The organism is Streptomyces sp. NPDC032198 (assembly GCF_040636975.1).
GTDB lineage: Bacteria > Actinomycetota > Actinomycetes > Streptomycetales > Streptomycetaceae > Streptomyces.
Map to the genome: position 1 here is coordinate 345,040 of NZ_JBEZVL010000007.1, position 17,556 is coordinate 362,595.

15 protein-coding genes and 5 tRNA genes are annotated in these 17,556 nt (G+C 72.4%); 13 read left to right on the top strand and 7 right to left on the bottom strand.

The window, feature by feature from the left end:
- From AB0E78_RS21035 to AB0E78_RS21060, 6 genes are all read left to right on the top strand, one after another.
- Positions 1-828, top strand: a complete 828-nt coding sequence (locus tag AB0E78_RS21035) for a MetQ/NlpA family ABC transporter substrate-binding protein (RefSeq protein ID WP_361834393.1) — start codon at positions 1-3, stop codon at positions 826-828.
- A gap of 134 nt (positions 829-962) precedes the next feature.
- Positions 963-1,607, top strand: a complete 645-nt coding sequence (locus AB0E78_RS21040; RefSeq protein WP_361834396.1) for a GNAT family N-acetyltransferase — start codon at positions 963-965, stop codon at positions 1,605-1,607.
- 119 nt (positions 1,608-1,726) lie between these two features.
- On the top strand, positions 1,727-2,938 hold the full coding sequence (cbiE, locus tag AB0E78_RS21045) for a precorrin-6y C5,15-methyltransferase (decarboxylating) subunit CbiE (protein WP_361834398.1): 1,212 nt from the start codon (positions 1,727-1,729) through the stop codon (positions 2,936-2,938).
- Between the two features lie 354 nt (positions 2,939-3,292).
- Entirely contained in the window at positions 3,293-7,297 is a 4,005-nt protein-coding gene (gene cobT / locus AB0E78_RS21050; RefSeq protein ID WP_361834400.1) for a nicotinate-nucleotide--dimethylbenzimidazole phosphoribosyltransferase, read from the top strand.
- A gap of 161 nt (positions 7,298-7,458) precedes the next feature.
- On the top strand, positions 7,459-8,691 hold the full coding sequence (cobA, locus tag AB0E78_RS21055) for a uroporphyrinogen-III C-methyltransferase (RefSeq protein ID WP_361834402.1): 1,233 nt from the start codon (positions 7,459-7,461) through the stop codon (positions 8,689-8,691).
- 85 nt (positions 8,692-8,776) lie between these two features.
- Entirely contained in the window at positions 8,777-9,595 is an 819-nt protein-coding gene (locus AB0E78_RS21060) for an RNA methyltransferase (RefSeq protein WP_361834404.1), read from the top strand.
- Here AB0E78_RS21060 and AB0E78_RS21065 read toward each other — a convergent pair.
- A complete protein-coding gene (locus tag AB0E78_RS21065) occupies positions 9,586-10,899 on the bottom strand; it encodes a serine/threonine-protein kinase (protein WP_361834406.1) in 1,314 nt (437 codons plus the stop codon). The genes AB0E78_RS21060 and AB0E78_RS21065 overlap by 10 nt on opposite strands.
- 195 nt (positions 10,900-11,094) lie before the next feature.
- Between AB0E78_RS21065 and AB0E78_RS21070 the strand changes: the two genes are divergently transcribed.
- From AB0E78_RS21070 to AB0E78_RS21085, 4 genes are all read left to right on the top strand, one after another.
- On the top strand, positions 11,095-11,391 hold the full coding sequence (locus AB0E78_RS21070; protein WP_361834409.1) for a hypothetical protein: 297 nt from the start codon (positions 11,095-11,097) through the stop codon (positions 11,389-11,391).
- Between the two features lie 198 nt (positions 11,392-11,589).
- Positions 11,590-11,796: a hypothetical protein gene (locus AB0E78_RS21075; RefSeq protein ID WP_361834411.1), complete on the top strand. Its 207-nt coding sequence runs from the start codon at positions 11,590-11,592 to the stop codon at positions 11,794-11,796.
- Positions 11,797-12,025: 229 nt separating this feature from the next.
- Entirely contained in the window at positions 12,026-12,964 is a 939-nt protein-coding gene (locus tag AB0E78_RS21080) for an aminoglycoside phosphotransferase family protein (protein ID WP_361834414.1), read from the top strand.
- A gap of 69 nt (positions 12,965-13,033) precedes the next feature.
- Positions 13,034-13,339, top strand: a complete 306-nt coding sequence (locus tag AB0E78_RS21085) for a zf-TFIIB domain-containing protein (RefSeq protein WP_361834417.1) — start codon at positions 13,034-13,036, stop codon at positions 13,337-13,339.
- A gap of 54 nt (positions 13,340-13,393) precedes the next feature.
- Here the strand turns inward: AB0E78_RS21085 and AB0E78_RS21090 are convergent.
- The 5 genes from AB0E78_RS21090 to AB0E78_RS21110 all read right to left on the bottom strand — a co-directional run bounded on the left by AB0E78_RS21090 (position 13,394) and on the right by AB0E78_RS21110 (position 13,886).
- A tRNA-Val gene (locus tag AB0E78_RS21090) sits at positions 13,394-13,468 on the bottom strand.
- Positions 13,469-13,513: 45 nt separating this feature from the next.
- Positions 13,514-13,585: transfer RNA gene (locus AB0E78_RS21095), tRNA-Val, on the bottom strand.
- Positions 13,586-13,627: 42 nt separating this feature from the next.
- A tRNA-Val gene (locus AB0E78_RS21100) sits at positions 13,628-13,699 on the bottom strand.
- Position 13,700: 1 nt separating this feature from the next.
- A tRNA-Cys gene (locus AB0E78_RS21105) sits at positions 13,701-13,774 on the bottom strand.
- A gap of 39 nt (positions 13,775-13,813) precedes the next feature.
- Positions 13,814-13,886, bottom strand: a tRNA-Gly gene (locus tag AB0E78_RS21110).
- Between the two features lie 163 nt (positions 13,887-14,049).
- Here AB0E78_RS21110 and AB0E78_RS21115 point away from each other — a divergent pair.
- The 3 genes from AB0E78_RS21115 (at position 14,050) to AB0E78_RS21125 (ending at position 16,828) form a co-directional block, all read left to right on the top strand.
- Positions 14,050-15,108 carry a chorismate-binding protein gene (locus AB0E78_RS21115; RefSeq protein ID WP_361834686.1) on the top strand — a complete coding sequence of 353 codons (1,059 nt, stop codon included), beginning with the start codon at positions 14,050-14,052 and terminating at the stop codon, positions 15,106-15,108.
- Positions 15,108-15,929 (top strand): aminodeoxychorismate lyase, encoded by an 822-nt coding sequence (locus tag AB0E78_RS21120; RefSeq protein WP_361834420.1) that lies wholly within the window; start codon positions 15,108-15,110, stop codon positions 15,927-15,929. Before AB0E78_RS21115 ends, AB0E78_RS21120 begins: the two co-directional genes overlap by 1 nt.
- A 74-nt stretch (positions 15,930-16,003) precedes the next feature.
- Positions 16,004-16,828 (top strand): GNAT family N-acetyltransferase, encoded by an 825-nt coding sequence (locus tag AB0E78_RS21125; protein ID WP_361834422.1) that lies wholly within the window; start codon positions 16,004-16,006, stop codon positions 16,826-16,828.
- A gap of 25 nt (positions 16,829-16,853) precedes the next feature.
- On the opposite strand, the gene AB0E78_RS21130 is transcribed toward AB0E78_RS21125, so the two are convergent.
- Positions 16,854-17,387, bottom strand: a complete 534-nt coding sequence (locus AB0E78_RS21130) for a DsbA family protein (protein ID WP_361834425.1) — start codon at positions 17,385-17,387, stop codon at positions 16,854-16,856.
- Between the last annotated feature and the right edge of the window lie 169 nt (positions 17,388-17,556).

The window sequence follows — 17,556 nt, forward strand, 5'->3', positions numbered from 1 at the left end:
ATGCGTACGCCCGTCATGGCGGCCGTCGCGGGGGCACTCGCCCTCACAGTCGGCCTGACGGCCTGCGGCAGCGAATCGGGCTCGGGAAGCGGCGACGGTGACACGCTCACCGTCGGCGCCACCCCGACCCCGGCCGGTGAAGTCCTCGCGTACATCAAGCAGAACCTCGCGAAGAAGAAGGGACTCGACCTCAGGATCACGGAGTTCACTGACTACGTCACGCCGAACACTGCGCTCCAGGAAGGGTCCCTCGACGCCAACCTCTACCAGCACGCCCCGTACCTGGAGGACTTCAACAAGTCCAAGAAGACGGAGCTCACGCCGGTGACCGAGGTCTACCTGCCGCCGATGGGGGTGTACGCGAAGAAGGCGAAGGACGTCACCGAGCTGCCCGCCGGTGCGACCGTCGCCCTTCCGAACGACACCACCAACGAAGGCAGGGCGCTGCAACTCCTCGCCTCCCAGGGCGTCATCGGGCTCAAGAAGGGGGCCGGTTCGACCGCCACCCCCGGGGACGTCACGTCCAACCCGAAGAAGCTCACCCTCAAGCCGCTGGAACCCGCCCAGCTGCCCCGCTCCCTGGAAGACGTCGACGCCGCGGTCATCAACAACAACTACGCGCTCGACGCCGGACTCAGCCCCAAGAAGGACGCCATCCTTCTCGAGTCGCCCAAGGACAATCCGTACAACAACGTGCTCGCCGTCAAGAAGGGCGACGAGGACGATCCGCGGGTCAGGAAGCTGGCCGAACTGCTCACTTCACCCGAGGTGAAACAGTTCATTAAGGACAAGTACAAGGGCTCCGTCCTGCCCGTCGAAACGAGCTGACGCACAGTCCGTTTCCGCCCTCGGCACGGGGTCCGCTCCTGATGAAGGAGCGGACCCCGTGGTGCGTTTGCGCGTGGACATGCTGCATGCTGGGCTCTCCAGCAGGCCCGAGGTTCCAGGTTACGGAGCAGCGCATGACAACCACCCTCCCCGACATCTCCATCAGCACGGAGCGGTTGGTGCTGCGCCCGTTCGAGGAAGCCGACGTCTCCGCGTACACGGAGATGATGAACGACGAGATGGTCACCGCCTGGACCTCCGTGCCCCAGCCCTACACCGAGGCCGACGCCCGCGACTGGATCAACCGCCTCGCACCCGCGGAGCGCACCGAGGGCCGCGGAATCGCCCTCGCCGTCACGGAGTTCCTCACCCAGCGCCTGGTCGGCATCGTCCAACTGCGCGACATCGACTGGCGCGTACGCTCCGGCGAACTCAGTTACGTCGTCGCCCCCTGGGCCCGCGGCGAGGGCTACGCGTCGGAGGCGGCGCTCGCCACCGCCCAGTGGCTCTTCAACGACCAGCGCTTCGAGCGCATCGAGCTACGCACCGCCGCCGACAACACCGCGGCCCAGCAGGTCGCGCAGAAGATCGGCTGCATCAGCGAGGGAGTCCTGCGGGGCGCCTGGATAGCGCGTACGAGGAACGGCGGGGATCCGTTCGGCGGCTGGCTCGAGGTCCGCACCGACCTCATCGTGTGGAGCCTGCTCCCCGAAGATCTGGAAGGAGTCGGCGAGCAGCTCGCCGACAGCGGGTTCACCGCTTTCTCCGACTGGAACTGACCGCCGGGGCGTCACGCCGGTCCAGCGGGTACGCTCGCCCCTGGCCGCACGCGGTTGCCCCCTACACGCGACGCCCGGCCCCCTCAGACGATCCGCGAGACTCCAGGAGACAGACGACGATGGCCGACCGCGTCACGGTGATCGGCTGGGACGGCTCGCCGCTGACCGCCACCGCGCGCTCGGCGCTCGGCGCCGCCACACTCGTCGCGGGCGCCGCCCACCACCTCGCGCTCGGCGAGGTGCCGCCTGCCGCGGAACGCATCCGCCTGGGCAGCGTGAGCCTGGCCGCCCGCCGCATCGCCGCCCACCGCGGCACCGCGGTGGTCCTGGCCGACGGCGACCCCGGGTTCTTCGGCGTCGTCCGCACGCTGCGCGCCCCCGAGTACGGCCTCGAGGTCGAAGTGGTGCCCGCCGTGTCCTCCGTCGCCCAGGCCTTCGCCCGCGCCGGGATGCCCTGGGACGACGCCCAGGTCGTGGTCGCCCACCCGCGCACCCTGCGCCGCGCGGTGAACGTCTGCCGCGCGCACCCCAAGGTCGCCGTCCTCACCTCGCCCGGCGCGGGCCCGGCCGAGCTCGGCCTGCTGCTCCAGGGCGTGCACCGCACCTTCGTGATCTGCGAGGAGCTCGGCACCGAGCGCGAACAGGTCACCGTCCTCACCTCGGACAAGGCCGCCGACCACACCTGGCGCGACCCGAACGTCGTCATCGTCATCGGCGGCCCGGCCGCCGCCTCCGACACCGGCTGGATCGCGGGACGCGACCCGGGCACCCCGCGCGGCTGGGCGCTGCCCGCCCCCGCCTACGGCGGCGACGCCCAGCTCGGCGAGGGCGAGAGCGACCGCCTGCGGGCCGTCCAACTCGCCCGCATCGGCCCGCGCGTGGGCGACCTGGTCTGGGACATCGGCTGCGGCAGCGGCGCCTTCGCCGTGGAGGCGGCACGTTTCGGCGCCGCCGTCATCGCCGTCGACGCCGACCCCGACGCCTGCGCCCGCACCACGGCGGTCGCCCGCCACTTCGGCGTACAGCCGGAGATCCTGCACGGCACGGCGCCGCACATCCTCGAAGACCTGCCCGAGCCCGATGTCGTACGGATCGGGGGCGGGGGAGCCGAGGTGGTCTCCGCCGTCGCCGACCGACGCCCGGCGCGCATCGTGACGCACGCGTCGACCCGTGACGCCGCCGAACTCATCGGCAGGGGCCTGACGGAGCACGGATACGCGGTCGAATGCGCGCTGCTCCAGTCCGTCGAACTCGACACGCGCGCGTGGACGGAGCGGGAGCGGACCGTGGTCTTCCTGCTCTCCGGACAGTTGCCCGATCGCGCCCCGTGACCCTGCTGCCGCACGGTGCGGGGTAGGCTGGCCGATCGTTGTACCGCACCCGAGTGTCCGGCAAATAGTTGGTCAATGTCCGGAAAGCTCGCCCGTTTTGGGGGGTGTGTGGTACGGCAGGACCGGAGGGCGCGCAACGTGGCGCAGCCCACAGCGGGCCGTTGCGGATCAAGCCGCCGCGGTGGCAGGCCACCCGGGACAATGCCTGTTGTCCGTACGCGGTTCGTGCCGCGTGGCGCACACGCTCGTTGAGATGGACGGGCGGTTGGTGCGCCGCTCCGGGCGATGGGGCTTCCCCGGCCGAAGGCTGAGGGGCGGTCGAAGAAGCACTAACCGATGGGCGAGGGGTTACGCATGACCGACACCGGCCAGGTCCCGGGCGAGGGACTGCCGGAGAACGCAGGCATGGTGGAGCAGCCGGGCGTCCCCGCCCCGGGCGCGTACACCTACCTCGACCCCTCCGAGAATCCCGCCGAGAGCGTCGCCCCCGCGGACGATGACGACCTGTTGCTGATGCCGGGTGCCCAGGGCGCCTGGAGCGAGCCGGCGTCGGCTCAGCCGCAGCCGGGTCAGCCGGTGGCTGCCGGGCAGGGTGTGGGCCGGCCTGTGGCGGACCCGTCGCTCGGGGGCCAGTACGCCGCCGGGCAGCCGGTGGTCGGTCAGCCCGGTGTCGATCCTTCTGCGGTGGACCAGCCGCAGCCCATGCCCGACGACGCCGTCGGTGGCCAGCACGCGGCCGGTCAGTCGATAAGCGGTCAGTCGATAAGCGGTCAGTCGATGGGTGGCGGCCAGCCCCTCGTCGGCCAGCACGCGGCGGCCCCGCAGGCGTTCGCCCAGCAGCCGGCCGCCCAGCACGCGGTCGGGCAGCAACCGGCCGGGCAGCCGCAGCCCCTGCATCAGCCGGGCCCGCACGAGACGGCCGGCCGTGACAGCGGCTCGGTCGACCTGAACGGCGTCCAGCTGCCCGGTGCGGCCACCCCCGCGCCCGCGTCGCACCCCGGCCCGTCCCGCCGCCCGCTCCACCGGGGCCCTTCGGGTCCCGCCGTTCCCGACGGCTCGGGCAGTCCCGTACGTTCCCTCGCCGACCGCGGTCCGGCCGGTGCGCCGCAGCACGCCGCGCCCGTGCGGCACGCGGGACCGCCCACCGTGGGGCCCGAGTACCTCGACATCCCGCGCGACGGGGAAGGGATGCTGCCGGGTCAGCAGCTCGGTGAGAACGCGCCGCAGGGCGCGACTCCGTGGACGCCTCAGCCGCAGCAGTCCCAGCACGCGCAGCAGTCCCAGCACGCGCAGGACTCCCAGGTCTCCCAGGACTTCCAGGTCTCCCCGTCTCCTCAGTACGGGCAGTCAGTGCAGTCCATCGCACCAGCAGAAACGGTCGTCCCAGAAGTCACTCCCGTCAGTCCCGTCGCTCCCGTCACAGAGGGCACGCCGGACGCACAGGACGCCCAGGACGCACCGGCTGCACAGGGCGCGCAGGACGCCGTCGCGCCCGAGTCCCCGCAGCCCGCGCCGGCCGCCGAGACGCCCGCTGCCGCCTTCCCGCAGGCCGCGGATGCCGCCGACCTCGCGGTCGCGCAAGGCACTGAGGCCGACGCCCAGTTCGCGCACGCCGTCACCGAAGCCGAGCAGCCCGCGTTCACCGTGGACGCCGAGCAGCCGTCGGCCGAGCAGCCGGTCGCCGTGGACCCGTCCGCGCCCGCCCCGGAAGCGAGCCAGGAGGCCGTGCACGCGCAGGGCTCCGGCCAGCCGCAGTTCGCCATGGCGGGCGCGCAGCCCTGGTCGGACGCGCCGCTCGCGGGCGCGGGGCACGCGACCCAGGGCCCGCACATCCCGCAGGCCCAGCAGGCCCAGCAGGCCCAGCAGTACGTAGATGTCCCCATGGCCCAGGCGCCGCAGGGCGAGGGGCTTCCGGGGGACCCGAACGCGCAGCCTTACGCGGCGCCCGAGGCGCCCCAGGCCCCCACGCCCCTCGGTCAGTTCGTGCCGGTCGAGGGCTCCGTGCCGACCACGCCTCACCTGGCACCGACGCCTCCGCACGCCCTGTCGGTGCCCCCGGAGTCCGTACCGCAGGCGTCCGCGCCTTCGGCGCCCGTGCCTCCGGAGCACTTCGAGGCCCCGCAGCCCGAGGCCCCCGAGGCGCAGCCGGAGGCCGCCCTTCCGGCAGCCGACGTCCCGGAGGCGCCGGTCACCCCGGAGGCCCCCGAGGCCCAGGACCCCTCGGCTCTCCTCGAAACCGCCGAACCCGCCGAACTCGCCGAACCCGCTGAAGCCGCAGAGATCACCGAAGCCGTCGAAGCCGCCGAAACGCCCGCCTCCCTCCAGCCCGAGGCCACCGTGCCCGCACCGCGTGACAGTGGAGAGGCCGCGGCGGCAACTCCCGCCCCGGACGCGGCGGAGGAGGCCGAGGCCCCTGAGGCGCAGCCCGAGCCCGTCGAGGCGGAGGCCGCCCCTCCGGCCGTCGAGATCCTGGAGGCGCCGGCCGCGCCGGAGGCCCCCGAGCCCCTGGCCGTCGTCGAGGCCGGGCCCGTCCAGGTGACCGAGGCCGCCGACCCGGCGGAAACCGCGGACGAGGCCGTCGTCCCCGAGCCCGTCAGGCAGCCGGAGCCGGTCCAGCAGTCGGAGGCGCCCGCCGCCCCCGCCTACGACGACGCCGAGCGCGAGGCCGTCCTGCGCGTCATGCGCGAACGCCGCGACATCCGCAACGGCTTCCGCAGCGACGCCATCCCGCACGAGGTGCTGCTCCGTGTCCTGGAGGCGGCCCACACGGCGCCCTCCGTGGGCCACTCGCAGCCCTGGGACTTCGTCGTCATCCGCTCGGCGGACACCCGCCGCACGATGCACGAGCTGGCCATGCGCCAGAAGGACGCGTACGCGAAGTCGCTCCCCAAGGGCCGCGCGAAGCAGTTCAAGGAACTGAAGATCGAGGCCATCCTCGACACCCCGGTGAACATCGTCGTCACCGCCGACCCGACCCGCGGCGGCCGCCACACCCTCGGCCGTCACACGCAGCCGCAGATGGCTCCGTACTCCTCGGCCCTCGCCGTCGAGAACCTCTGGCTCGCGGCGCGCGCCGAAGGGCTCGGTGTCGGCTGGGTCAGCTTCTTCGACGAACGGGAGATGGTCAGGACCCTCGGCCTGCCCGAGCACCTCGAAGTGGTGGCCTATCTCTGTGTCGGATACGTCGACGAGTTCCCCGAGGAGCCTGAGCTGATGCAGGCAGGCTGGTCCAAGCGCCGTCCCCTCTCCTGGGTGGTCCACGAGGAGACGTACGGCCGCCGTGCCCTGCCCGGCGAGGACCCGAGCGACCTGCTGGCGGAGACCGTCTCCAACATCCGCCCGCTGGACGCGAAGGCGCTCGGCGAGGCGTGGGAGCGGCAGAAGCGGATGACGAAGCCGCCGGGCGCGCTCGGCATGCTGGAGATCATCTCCGCGCAGCTCTCCGGCCTCTCCCGGCAGTGCCCGCCGCCGATCCCGGAGCCCGCGGCCGTCGCGATCTTCGCGGGCGACCACGGTGTGCACGCCCAGGGCGTCACCGCCTGGCCCCAGGAGGTGACCGCGCAGATGGTCGCCAACTTCCTCGGCGGCGGCGCGGTCTGCAACGCGTTCGCCAACCAGGTGGGCGCCGAGGTGTGCGTCATCGACGTGGGCGTGGCCAGTGAACTCCCGGCCACCCCCGGCCTGTTGCCGCGCAAGATCCGGGCGGGCACGGCCGACATGACGACCGGCCCCGCGCTGAGCCGCGAGGAGGTCAAGGCGGCCATCGAGGTCGGCATCGAGACCGCCCGCGATCTGGTGGCCGCGGGCAACAAGGCCCTGCTCACCGGCGAGATGGGCATCGCGAACACCACGGCGTCCGCGGCCCTCATCTCCGTCTACACGGACACCGACCCGGGCGAGGTGACCGGCCGCGGCACGGGCATCAACGACGAGATGCACAGCCGCAAGGTCGACGTCGTGCGCCGCGCCCTGGAGCTGCACCAGCCCGACCCGGCCGACCCGATCGGCGTCCTCGCGGCGATCGGTGGCCTGGAGCACGCGGCGATGGTGGGCCTGCTCCTCGGCGGTGCCTCCCTGCGTACGCCGGTCATCCTGGACGGCGTGAGCGCCGGCGCGGCGGCCCTGGTCGCCCGCGCCATCGCCCCCGAGGTCCTCGCGGCCTGCATCGCGGGCCACCGCAGCGCGGAGCCGGGCCACGTGGCGGCCCTGAACAAGCTGGGCCTGCGCCCCCTGATCGACCTCGACCTCCGCCTGGGCGAGGGCACCGGCGCCCTGCTCGCCCTCCCGGTGGTGCAGAGCGCGGCTCGCGCGATGCACGAGGTGGCGACGTTCGACTCGGCGGGGGTAACGGAGAAGTAGCCGCGTTCTGGGGCGAAGCCCCGGTTGTCGGGGGTAGGGGCGGGCTCGCGGAAAGAGCCCGCCCCTACCCGCACCGTAAAGTGAACCCGCACGTCAGAACCCGCACGTCAGCGCCGCTCCACCGCCGCAGCGGCAGCGCCCCGCACGAGGAGCCTCCCGCCATGGCTGAAAGCCCCGCCTACCCCGTAGGCCTCCGCCTCACCGACCGCCGCACGGTCGTGCTCGGCGGCGGCCAGGTGGCCCAGCGCCGCCTCCCCGCCCTGATCGCCGCGGGCGCCGACATCCACCTGGTGTCGCCGACGGCGACCCCTTCCGTGGAGGCGATGGCGGACGCGGGGGAGATCACCTGGGAGCGCCGCCGCTACGAGACCGGCGACCTCAAGGACGCCTGGTACGCCCTCATCGCCACCAGTGACGGCGAAGCCAACAGGGCCGCATCCGCGGAGGCCGAAGCCCACCGCGTCTGGTGCGTCCGCTCGGACGACGCCGACGCCGCCACCGCGCTGACCCCCGCGACCGGCCGCTCCGAAGGCGTCACGGTCGCCGTCCTCACCACGGACATCCACGGCCGTGACCCCCGCCGCACCGCGGCCATCCGCGACGCGGTCGTCGAGGGCCTGCGCGACGGCACCCTCGTGGCGCCCCACCACCGCACCCGCACCCCCGGCGTCGCCCTCGTCGGCGGCGGGCCCGGCGACCCCGACCTCATCACGGTCCGCGGCCGGCGTCTCCTCGCCGAGGCGGACGTGGTCATCGCCGACCGGCTCGGCCCCCGCGACCTGCTCGCGGAACTCCCGCCGCACGTCGAGGTGATCGACGCGGCGAAGATCCCGTACGGGCGCTTCATGGCCCAGGAGGCCATCAACAACGCCCTCATCGAGCACGCGAAGCAGGGCAAGTCGGTCGTGCGTCTCAAGGGCGGCGACCCCTTCGTCTTCGGGCGTGGCATGGAAGAGGCCCAGGCGCTGGCCGAAGTGGGTATTCCCTGCACGGTGGTCCCCGGCATCTCCAGCTCGATCTCGGTGCCCGGCGCGGCGGGCATCCCCGTCACACATCGCGGCGTCGCCCACGAGTTCACGGTGGTCAGCGGCCACGTGGCCCCCGACGACGAGCGCTCCCTGGTCGACTGGGCGGCCCTGGCCAAGCTGCGCGGCACCCTCGTGGTCCTGATGGGCGTGGACAAGATCGGCAGGATCGCCGAGACGCTCACCGCGCACGGCAGGTCGCCCGAGACCCCCGTCGCCCTGATCCAGGAGGGCACCACCGCGGCCCAGCGCCGCGTGGACGCCACCCTCGCCACCGTCGCCGCCGAGGTCGCCGCCCATGAGGTGAAGCCCCCGGCCGTCATCGTCATCGGCGACGTGGTGAATGTGGGCCCCGACCGTTCCGCCTAGTCACCCCGACCCCTCGAGTAACCACCGGTAACCCAACCCGTTCCCAGGCGTTGGCACCACACCCAGGACAAGGCAGTATCACCCTGTGGCTGATCTCATCACCGTTGACGACCCCACCGACCCGCGCCTGCGCGACTACACGGGCCTGACCGACGTCGAACTGCGCCGCAAGCGCGAGCCCGCCGAGGGCCTCTTCATCGCCGAGGGCGAGAAGGTGATCAGACGTGCCAAGCAGGCGGGCTACGAGATGCGCTCGATGCTGCTCTCCGCCAAGTGGGTCGACGTCATGCGGGACGTCATCGACGAGGTCCCTGCCCCGGTGTACGCGGTCAACCCCGACCTGGCCGAACAGGTCACCGGCTATCACGTGCACCGCGGCGCCCTCGCCTCGATGCAGCGCAAGCCGCTGCCGACGTCGGACGAACTCCTCAGCACGGCGCGCCGCGTCGTGGTCATGGAGTCGGTCAACGACCACACCAACATCGGCGCGATCTTCCGCAGTGCCGCCGCCCTGGGCATGGACGCGGTCCTGCTCTCACCGGACTGCGCGGACCCGCTCTACCGCCGCTCGGTGAAGGTCTCCATGGGCGCGGTCTTCTCCGTCCCCTACGCCCGCCTCGAATCCTGGCCCAAGGGCCTGGAGGGCGTACGCGAAGCGGGCTTCAACCTCCTCGCGCTCACCCCGGACGAGAAGGCGAAGACCCTGGACGAGGCGGCGCCCCACCGCATGGACCGGGTCGCGCTGATGCTCGGCGCGGAGGGCGAGGGCCTCACCACGAAGGCCCTGATGGCAGCCGACGAATGGGTCCGCATCCCGATGGCCCACGGCGTCGACTCGCTGAACGTGGGAGCGGCGGCCGCGGTCGCGTTCTACGCGGTGGCGACGGGCCGCCCTCAGCTCTGAGGGCCCGGACCCGGGTCCTGCCGCTGGCTCTGCTGTACGTCGCGCACCTCGTGCGCGCCGCTGCCGCCGAGCCCGCGCGCGGGCCCCTGGCATCCCTGGGCCGCCGCGATCCCCAGGGCCACGAGCAGCGTCACGACCACGAAGACGAAGAGCCGCTGGCGCAGCAGCCGCGGGTTGGCGGGCCGCCGGGCGCCGCCGGAGCGCGTGGTGTTCCTGGCCTGCCCGGGACGTGAACCGGACCGCGAGGAACTGGATCCGGACCGCGAGGACTGGGGCCGGGACGCACCCGGGCGCGAGGAACCCGTGCGCGAGCCCCCGGTCCGCGAAGAACTCGGCCGTGACGAACTGGGCCGGGGCGGGGGAGTGCCCTGCGGATGACGCCGCTGGGTGCGCTGGTCCGCGTACTCCTCGGCCATCCGTCCCGTCGGACGGTCCTGGTCCTGCCGGGGCGCGGGCGGCCGCGGGTCCGTCAGGCCCTGTGCCTCACGGGCCGCGATCTCCTTGAGCCTGAGTGACAGTTGGAGCGTGCTGGGACGCTCCTCCGGGTCCTTGGCGAGGCAGGCCCTGATCAGCGGGGCGAGCGCGTCCGGAACCCCGCCGAGCTGCGCCTCCTCATGCACGACGCGGTAGAGCATGACCTCTGAACTGCCGTGCCCGAAGGGTGAGTCCGCCATCCCCGCGTACGCAAGGGTGGCGCCGAGGGCGAACACGTCCGTGGCGGGTGTGACGGCGGCGCCGCGCACCTGTTCGGGCGCGAGGAAACCGGGCGAGCCGACGGCGGTGCCCACATGGGTCAGCGTCGAGGCGCCGGTGGCCCAGGCGATGCCGAAGTCGATGATCCGGGGTCCCTTCGGGGACAGCAGGATGTTCGACGGCTTCAGGTCGCGGTGCACGACACCGGCTTCATGTACGGCGACGAGGCCTTCGGCGAGCGCCGAGCCGACGACCGCCACATCGGCCGCGGAGAGCGGCCCCTCGGCGGCGACCTTGTCGTGCAGGGAGGGCCCGGGGACGTACTGCGTGGCGAACCACGGCCGGTCGGCGTCGAGATCGGCGGCGACGAGCCGCGCGGTACAGCCGCCGCGGATGCGGCGGGCCGCGGAGACCTCGCGCGCGAAGCGCGACCTGAACTCCTCGTCCTCCGCCAGATCGGGCCGGATCACCTTGAGGGCGACGCGCTGCCCCCGCCGGTCCGACCCCAGGTAGACGACACCCATGCCGCCGGCGCCCAGCCGCCTGTGCAGTCTGAACGAGCCGACGACACGCGGGTCCTCGCGCCGGAGCCGCATCATCGCCATGTCCATCCCCGCTGCCCGGTCCGTTGTCGTGCCACAGCTTACGTTTCCGTGGCCGGGCAGGTGCAGAGGCCGCGCCCTCGCGGCCCGACCGATTGTCAGTGCCGGGTGGGAAACGTGAAGAGTGGTCAGGGCGCCGGGGGAGAGCGGCCGTTGTACGGGGCGCGCTCCCCAACCATCCATCGCTGAAGGGGGATTGATCCCGTGAAGGGTGATCGCGTGGAGATAGTCGTGGACGCCGGGGACACGACACGGACGTACGAGGTGGTGGCGAGCCGGGCGGGCCGCCGGGTGGAGACGGCGGTGCGCCGAGGGGTGGTCGAAGTGAGCGAAGTCACCCTGGGGGTGCCCCCACGCCCTTCAGCCAGTGGGGGAGGCTCCGTCGTACGGACGGCACGGTTCATGGCGACTCGTGTGCCGGCTCTGGTCGAGCAGCCCATTCCGCGGGAGGACACCTCCGAGCAGGCGGCACGCCCCCTCCGGGAAGACCCTGAGACCTAGGACCCCGTCTCCACCCATGGGAGTACACGAGGGCCGATCGCTCATCCTCCGGGAGGCCCGCCAATCGGTACGAGGGCATGACGACCCAGGCTTCGGGCGCACCTAGATTTGAGGTCAAGCGGCGGGTGCAGCACTCGTCCCCCGAGGTCCGACACCCGCCGCTCTCACCTTCATACAGACTCGGTCAGGAGAGGAACCATGGCGGACACGGCACCGCGGGCAATGGTCCGCACGCAGGGACGTAAGGCTTTCGCCACGTTCGGCGTCCGCCCGTCCGGCACGCGCCATCCCTTGGTGGCGACGGCCATGGTTCTTCCTCTGGCGGCCCTGCTGGTGGTCGTCTTCGGCGGCTGGGAAGCAGTGGTCACACAGGCGTCGTCCGTGGGCGTGATGCTGGGGCGCTGAGCGGCGCCCCGGGCCCGGATGAGCGGTCCGGGCGGGGACATCCGGCCAGGAAACCCCGTGGGGACGGGGGTGCGGCGGACGGCACGAGAAATGCCCGCGCAGCTGGGGAGCTGCGCGGGCACTTCTTTGCGCCGAGGGGCTCTGCGGGGTGCCGGGGACTCCGCGGGGTTCTCCTGCGCAGCCCCGCGTACGCTCGCGGGAGCATCGATCGACGTACCCCGGGGGATCCGTGACCGCCTTGCTGGCTGTGCTGACCGAGGAGGCCGGGCAGGCGGCCCACCGGGCGTCGCGTCCCTGTGCGTGCGGGCCCGAAGTCGTTCTCGCGGACCGGGACGATGCCACGGTCGTCCGGCATGGTGACACCGTCGCCAAGGCGCACGCTCCTGGCACGGACCCCGTAGAGCTGGCGGTCCGTCTGCGGGTTGCCGCCGCCCTCCACGGCACCCTTCTGCCGCCGCTCGGCGTGACGGCGACACCACTGCACGGGCGCCTCGTCACCTGCTGGGAGGCCGGTATCCCGGTGGACCGCGACGACCCCGACGCCGCCCCCTGGGAAGCCGCCGCCACCCTCCTCGCCCGCCTGCACGCCACCTCCCCCGCGGAACTCCCGCAGCCGCTCCCGGACATGCGCGGCCCCGTGAAGGCCGCCCGCGCGATGACGCGGATGCGGGCCGCGGGTCCGCACCCCGCGGCAGCCCCCGTCGAGCGGGCCTGGGCCACGCTTCCCGCCTGGGCCCGGGCCGAGGCGCCCGCACCGCTCCCCAAGCTCCTGTGCCACGGAGACCTGCACCTGGGCCAGCTCGTCCGCACCCCCGCGGGGCGCTGGCTGCTCATCGACATCGACGACCTCGGCCTCGGTGACCCGGCCTGGGACCTGGCCCGCCCCGCCGCCTGGTACGCCTGCGGCCTCCTCGCCCCCGACGAGTGGACCCGCTTCCTCAGCGCCTACCGCGCGGCACGCGGACCGGCGGTCCCGGCCGACGGCACGGACCCCTGGCCCGCCCTCGACGTACCGGCCCGCGCCCTCACCGCGCAGACCGCCGCCCTGGCCGTCGCCAAGTCCGTCAAGGAGAACCGGGCCCTGGACGAGGTCGAGCTTGCAGTGGTCGACGCCTGTGATCGAATGGCCGCCCTCCCGCCGGAGTTGGAGCCCACCACCACGAAGTAGGGTGCAACGCACCGAAGCCGGGCAGAGTTCCGGCGAAGCAGTCACGACCGGCGAGGAGTTGAGCCGACCATGCAGTGTCCCAAGTGCCACGCACCGATGCACACGTACAACCGCAATGGCGTCCAGATCGAGCAGTGCAGCGGTTGCCGCGGGATATTCCTCGACTATGGCGAGCTCGAGGCCCTGAGCCGGCTCGAGAGCCAGTGGGGCGGCCAGCAGGCCCCGCCGCCACCGCCCGCCCCGCAGGGCTACCCGGCCGCTCCGGCCCCGGCCTGGGGCGCTCCCCAGCACGGCGGCCACCACGGCGGTCACGGCGGGCACTACGGCCACAACAAGCGCCACCAGAGCTTCGGACACATGCTCTTCTCCTCCTGACCGGAGGAACGACGAAGCCCCCGGCCGTGGGAACGGCCGGGGGCTTCGTACGGATGGTGCGCGATACTGGGATTGAACCAGTGACCTCTTCCGTGTCAGGGAAGCGCTCTCCCGCTGAGCTAATCGCGCGGGTCAACCTGCGTGTGCTGCGTACAGCGTGTGGTGCGTCATGCGTGCGCGATACTGGGATTGAACCAGTGACCTCTTCCGTGTCAGGGAAGCGCTCTCCCGCTGAGCTAATCGCGCGGGTTCAGACCTCAGGAAGACGGAGCCTTCGAGAAGATCCAGTGGACGATACTGGGATTGAACCAGTGACCTCTTCCGTGTCAGGGAAGCGCTCTCCCGCTGAGCTAATCGTCCTTGGAGGTGGAGACGGGATTTGAACCCGTGTAGACGGCTTTGCAGGCCGTTGCCTCGCCTCTCGGCCACTCCACCAGGAGTGCGGGGGGTCGGGAAGATCCCCCACTTCCTGCGAGCGGACGACCAGGTTCGAACTGGCGACCTCAACCTTGGCAAGGTTGCGCTCTACCAACTGAGCTACGTCCGCTTGTCTTTCCCGGCCCGCTTGCGCGTCCCGGCGACGTGTTGAACTCTAGCGGATTCCTGGGCCAGTACAAAAACGCGTTTGCGCAGCGTGCTGCGCTGTCACCGGCCCGGGGCGCGACCAGGACGCCGGTCATAGACTCACAGACGTGCACAGCGCCCCTCGGATGTCCTCCCGGCCGCCCTCCGGGGCGTCCCTGCCCATGGCGCGCTTCGGCGGCCTCCTCGCGACCGGCCTCAGGGACGTGACCAGCGATCCCTCGGCGCTGGACTCCCACGGCTTCTGGGCCGTCTCCGCGGACTTCGAGGGCGGACTGGTCTGTGCCCGCTTCGACGACGTGCGCGCGGAGCCGGTGCCCGCGCCGGTGCCCGGCGCGTGGCGGGGGCCCGCCGCCGGTGACTGGACGTCGTCGCTCGACCGCGCCGCGTATGTGGACGGTGTACGTCGTGTGCGGGAACACATCGCGGCCGGAGACGTCTATCAGGCGAACCTCTGCCGCGTGCTGTCCGCGCCCGCCCCCGAGGGCGCCGACGTGGACGCCCTGACGGCCCTCCTGGCGCGCGGGAACCCCGCTCCGTACGCCGGGACGATCCGCCTGCCGGACCACGGCGTCGAGATAGCCACGGCCTCCCCGGAGCTGTTCCTGCGGCGCGCGGGCAGCGTCGTCGAGTCGGGGCCGATCAAGGGAACGGGCCGGACCGAGGCCGACCTCCTGGAGAAGGATTACGCCGAGAACGTCATGATCGTGGACCTCGTCCGCAACGACCTCGGGCGGATATGCGTGACCGGCTCCGTGACCGTGCCCGACCTGTGCGTGGTCGAGAAGCATCCGGGCCTCGTCCATCTCGTCTCCACCGTCCGGGGCGAGCTGCGGCCCGGCGCCGGCTGGCCCGAACTCTTCGCGGCCGCTTTCCCGCCCGGTTCCGTCACCGGTGCCCCCAAGTCCAGCGCCCTGCGCATCATCGACGCCCTGGAGACAGCGCCCCGCGGCCCGTACTGCGGCGGCATCGGCTGGGTCGACGCCGACCGGGGCACCGGCGAACTGGCCGTCGGCATCCGCACCTTCTGGATCGACCGCGCGGAGGGTGTGCTGCGGTTCGGCACCGGCGCCGGGATCACCTGGGGCTCGGACCCCGAGGGGGAGTGGCGGGAGACCGAACTGAAGGCGGAACGGCTGCTGGCGGTAGCGTCGGGAGCGTACGAAGTGAGTGGAGGGACCCTTTAGTGAAGATCTGGCTCAATGGCGGCCTGCAGGATCTCGAGACGGCCCGTGTCTCCGTGCTCGACCACGGACTGACCGTCGGCGACGGAATCTTCGAGACGGTGAAGTCGGTCGAGGGGCGGCCCTTCGCGCTGACCCGGCACCTGGACCGGCTCGCCCGTTCGGCACGTGGCCTCGGTCTGCCCGAGCCGGACCTCGACGAGGTGCGCGCGGCCTGCGCCGCGGTTCTCGACGCCAATCCGATGCCGCTGGGGCGGCTGCGCATCACGTACACCGGAGGCCTCTCGCCGCTCGGCTCGGACCGGGGTGACCAGGGGCCGACGCTGATCGCCGCCCTCGGTGAGGTCAGCAGGCGACCCGACTCGACGGCCGTCATCACGGTGCCGTGGACCCGCAACGAACGCGGCGCCCTGACCGGCCTGAAGACCACGTCGTACGCCGAGAACGTCGTCGCCCTCGCGCGCGCGAGCGAACAGGGCGCCACGGAGGCGCTGTTCGCCAACACCGTGGGGCAGCTCTGCGAAGGCACCGGATCGAACGTCTTCGTGGTGCTCGACGGCGAAATCCACACGCCGCCGGTCGCCTCCGGGTGCCTGGCGGGCATCACGCGCGCGTTGACCGTCGACTGGACGGGCGCGCGCGAGAGCGATCTGCCGCTCGACGTCCTGGACAGGGCCGACGAGGTGTTCCTGACGTCGACGCTCCGTGACGTGCAGGCCGTGCACCGGATCGAGGGGCGTGAACTGCCGGGCGCACCGGGCCCCGTGACGGCCAAGGCGATGCGGATCTTCGGCGAGCGGGCGGCGGACGACCTCGACCCGTGAGCGGCCGGGCAAGAGGCCGCAACTGCTTGTAATCCACATGACGCACGAGCCGCAGGGCGGGTAGAACTCCACTGATGACCACGACCCTGCGGCCGACCGGGCCGCTTCAGCAGAGCGCTGACGGCGCCAAGTCACGCACGTACGAAGTGCGCGTGAACAGCCGTCCTGTGGGCGGGATAGAACTCGCCACGCATCCCGTGTTCGGGCCCGGTGTCGCCGAGATGCGGGATCTGAGCATCAAGGAGCCCGACCGCAGACGCGGCCGTGCCACCGTGGCGGTGCTCGCCGCCGAGGAGGTGGCGCGCGGCTGGGGCTGCGAGCGGATCGAGGTGGCCGTGCCCGCCGAGGCCGCGGCGGCCCACCGCCTCGCCGTGTCCCTCGGCTACGTGGAGCGCAACCGTCAGATGGTCAAGTCCCTGGCCGAAGGGCCGCCCGCGCTGCCGGAGGGCGTCGAGGGGCGGCCGATGACGGAGGACGAGTACGAGGTCTGGCTGGCCCGCGAGAAGGAGGACTACGCACAGACCTGGATCGAGCGCGGCGTCCCCGCGGCGGAGGCGCGCGCCAAGTCCGACGCCGACCACGCGGACCATCTGCCGCAGGGCATCGCCACCCCCGGCACCCGCCTCAGTGTGCTCACCCACGAGGGCACGGCGGTCGGCACCCTGTGGCTGGCGCAGCGCGGATCCGACGCGTTCGTCTTCGACGTCGCGGTCGACGAGGAGTACCGCGGGCGCGGCCACGGCCGGTCCCTGATGTGCCTCGCGGAGACCCAGGCGCAGGAGGCGGGCCTCGGCCGCCTGGGCCTCAACGTCTTCGCGGGCAACACCCCGGCCCTGCGCCTGTACGAGTCGCTGGGCTTCGAGCCGGTCATGTACTACGTCTACAAGCAGCTGCTCTAGCGTTTCAGGAGCCGTTGCAGGTGTTCTAGGCGTCCTGGCCGTCGGCCGCGAGCAGGCGGTCCGCGATCTCCTCGACGCGCTCGCGCAGGCCCTCCTGGCTCTTGCCGCCGTCGAGGCGCTCGCCCCCGATGACGTACGTCGGCGTCCCGGTGACGCCGATCGCCTTGCCCTCGGCCTGGTCCGCGTCGACGATCAGGATGTGCCGGCCGTCGACGAGCGCGGTGTCGAACTCCTCCGCGTCCAGGCCCAGTTCCCGCGCGGCCTCGACCAGGAAGGGTTCGCCCTTGCGGGTCAGCTCCTCGACCGCGCCGAGCACGGCCTCGACGTACGGCCAGCCCTGCCCCTGCTCGAAGGCCTCCTCGGCGGCCTGGGCGGCGGCGAAGGCGTGCTGGTGCTTTTCGAGGGGGAAATGCCGAAGGCGCAGGTCGACACGGTCGCCGTAGCGGGCACGGAGCGCGCGTACGTCGTCGAGGGCGGTCCGGCAGTCCGGGCACTGCAGCTCGCACCAGATGTCGATGACGAGGGGGCCGGCGGGGGCCGCGGGGGCAGAGTCGCTCATGGGACACAGTCTTCCAGCCCCGCGTCCGCCTCCCAACCGGGGCCGGGGGCGCCGACCGGAACCTGCGGAGGAGACGTGACCCTGATATGTCCCTGAAGTCCGCTCGGAGCGTGGCCCGGGAGGGCCCACCCGGTGCAGGATGGAAGGGAAGACCGTGCCATTCAGGGCC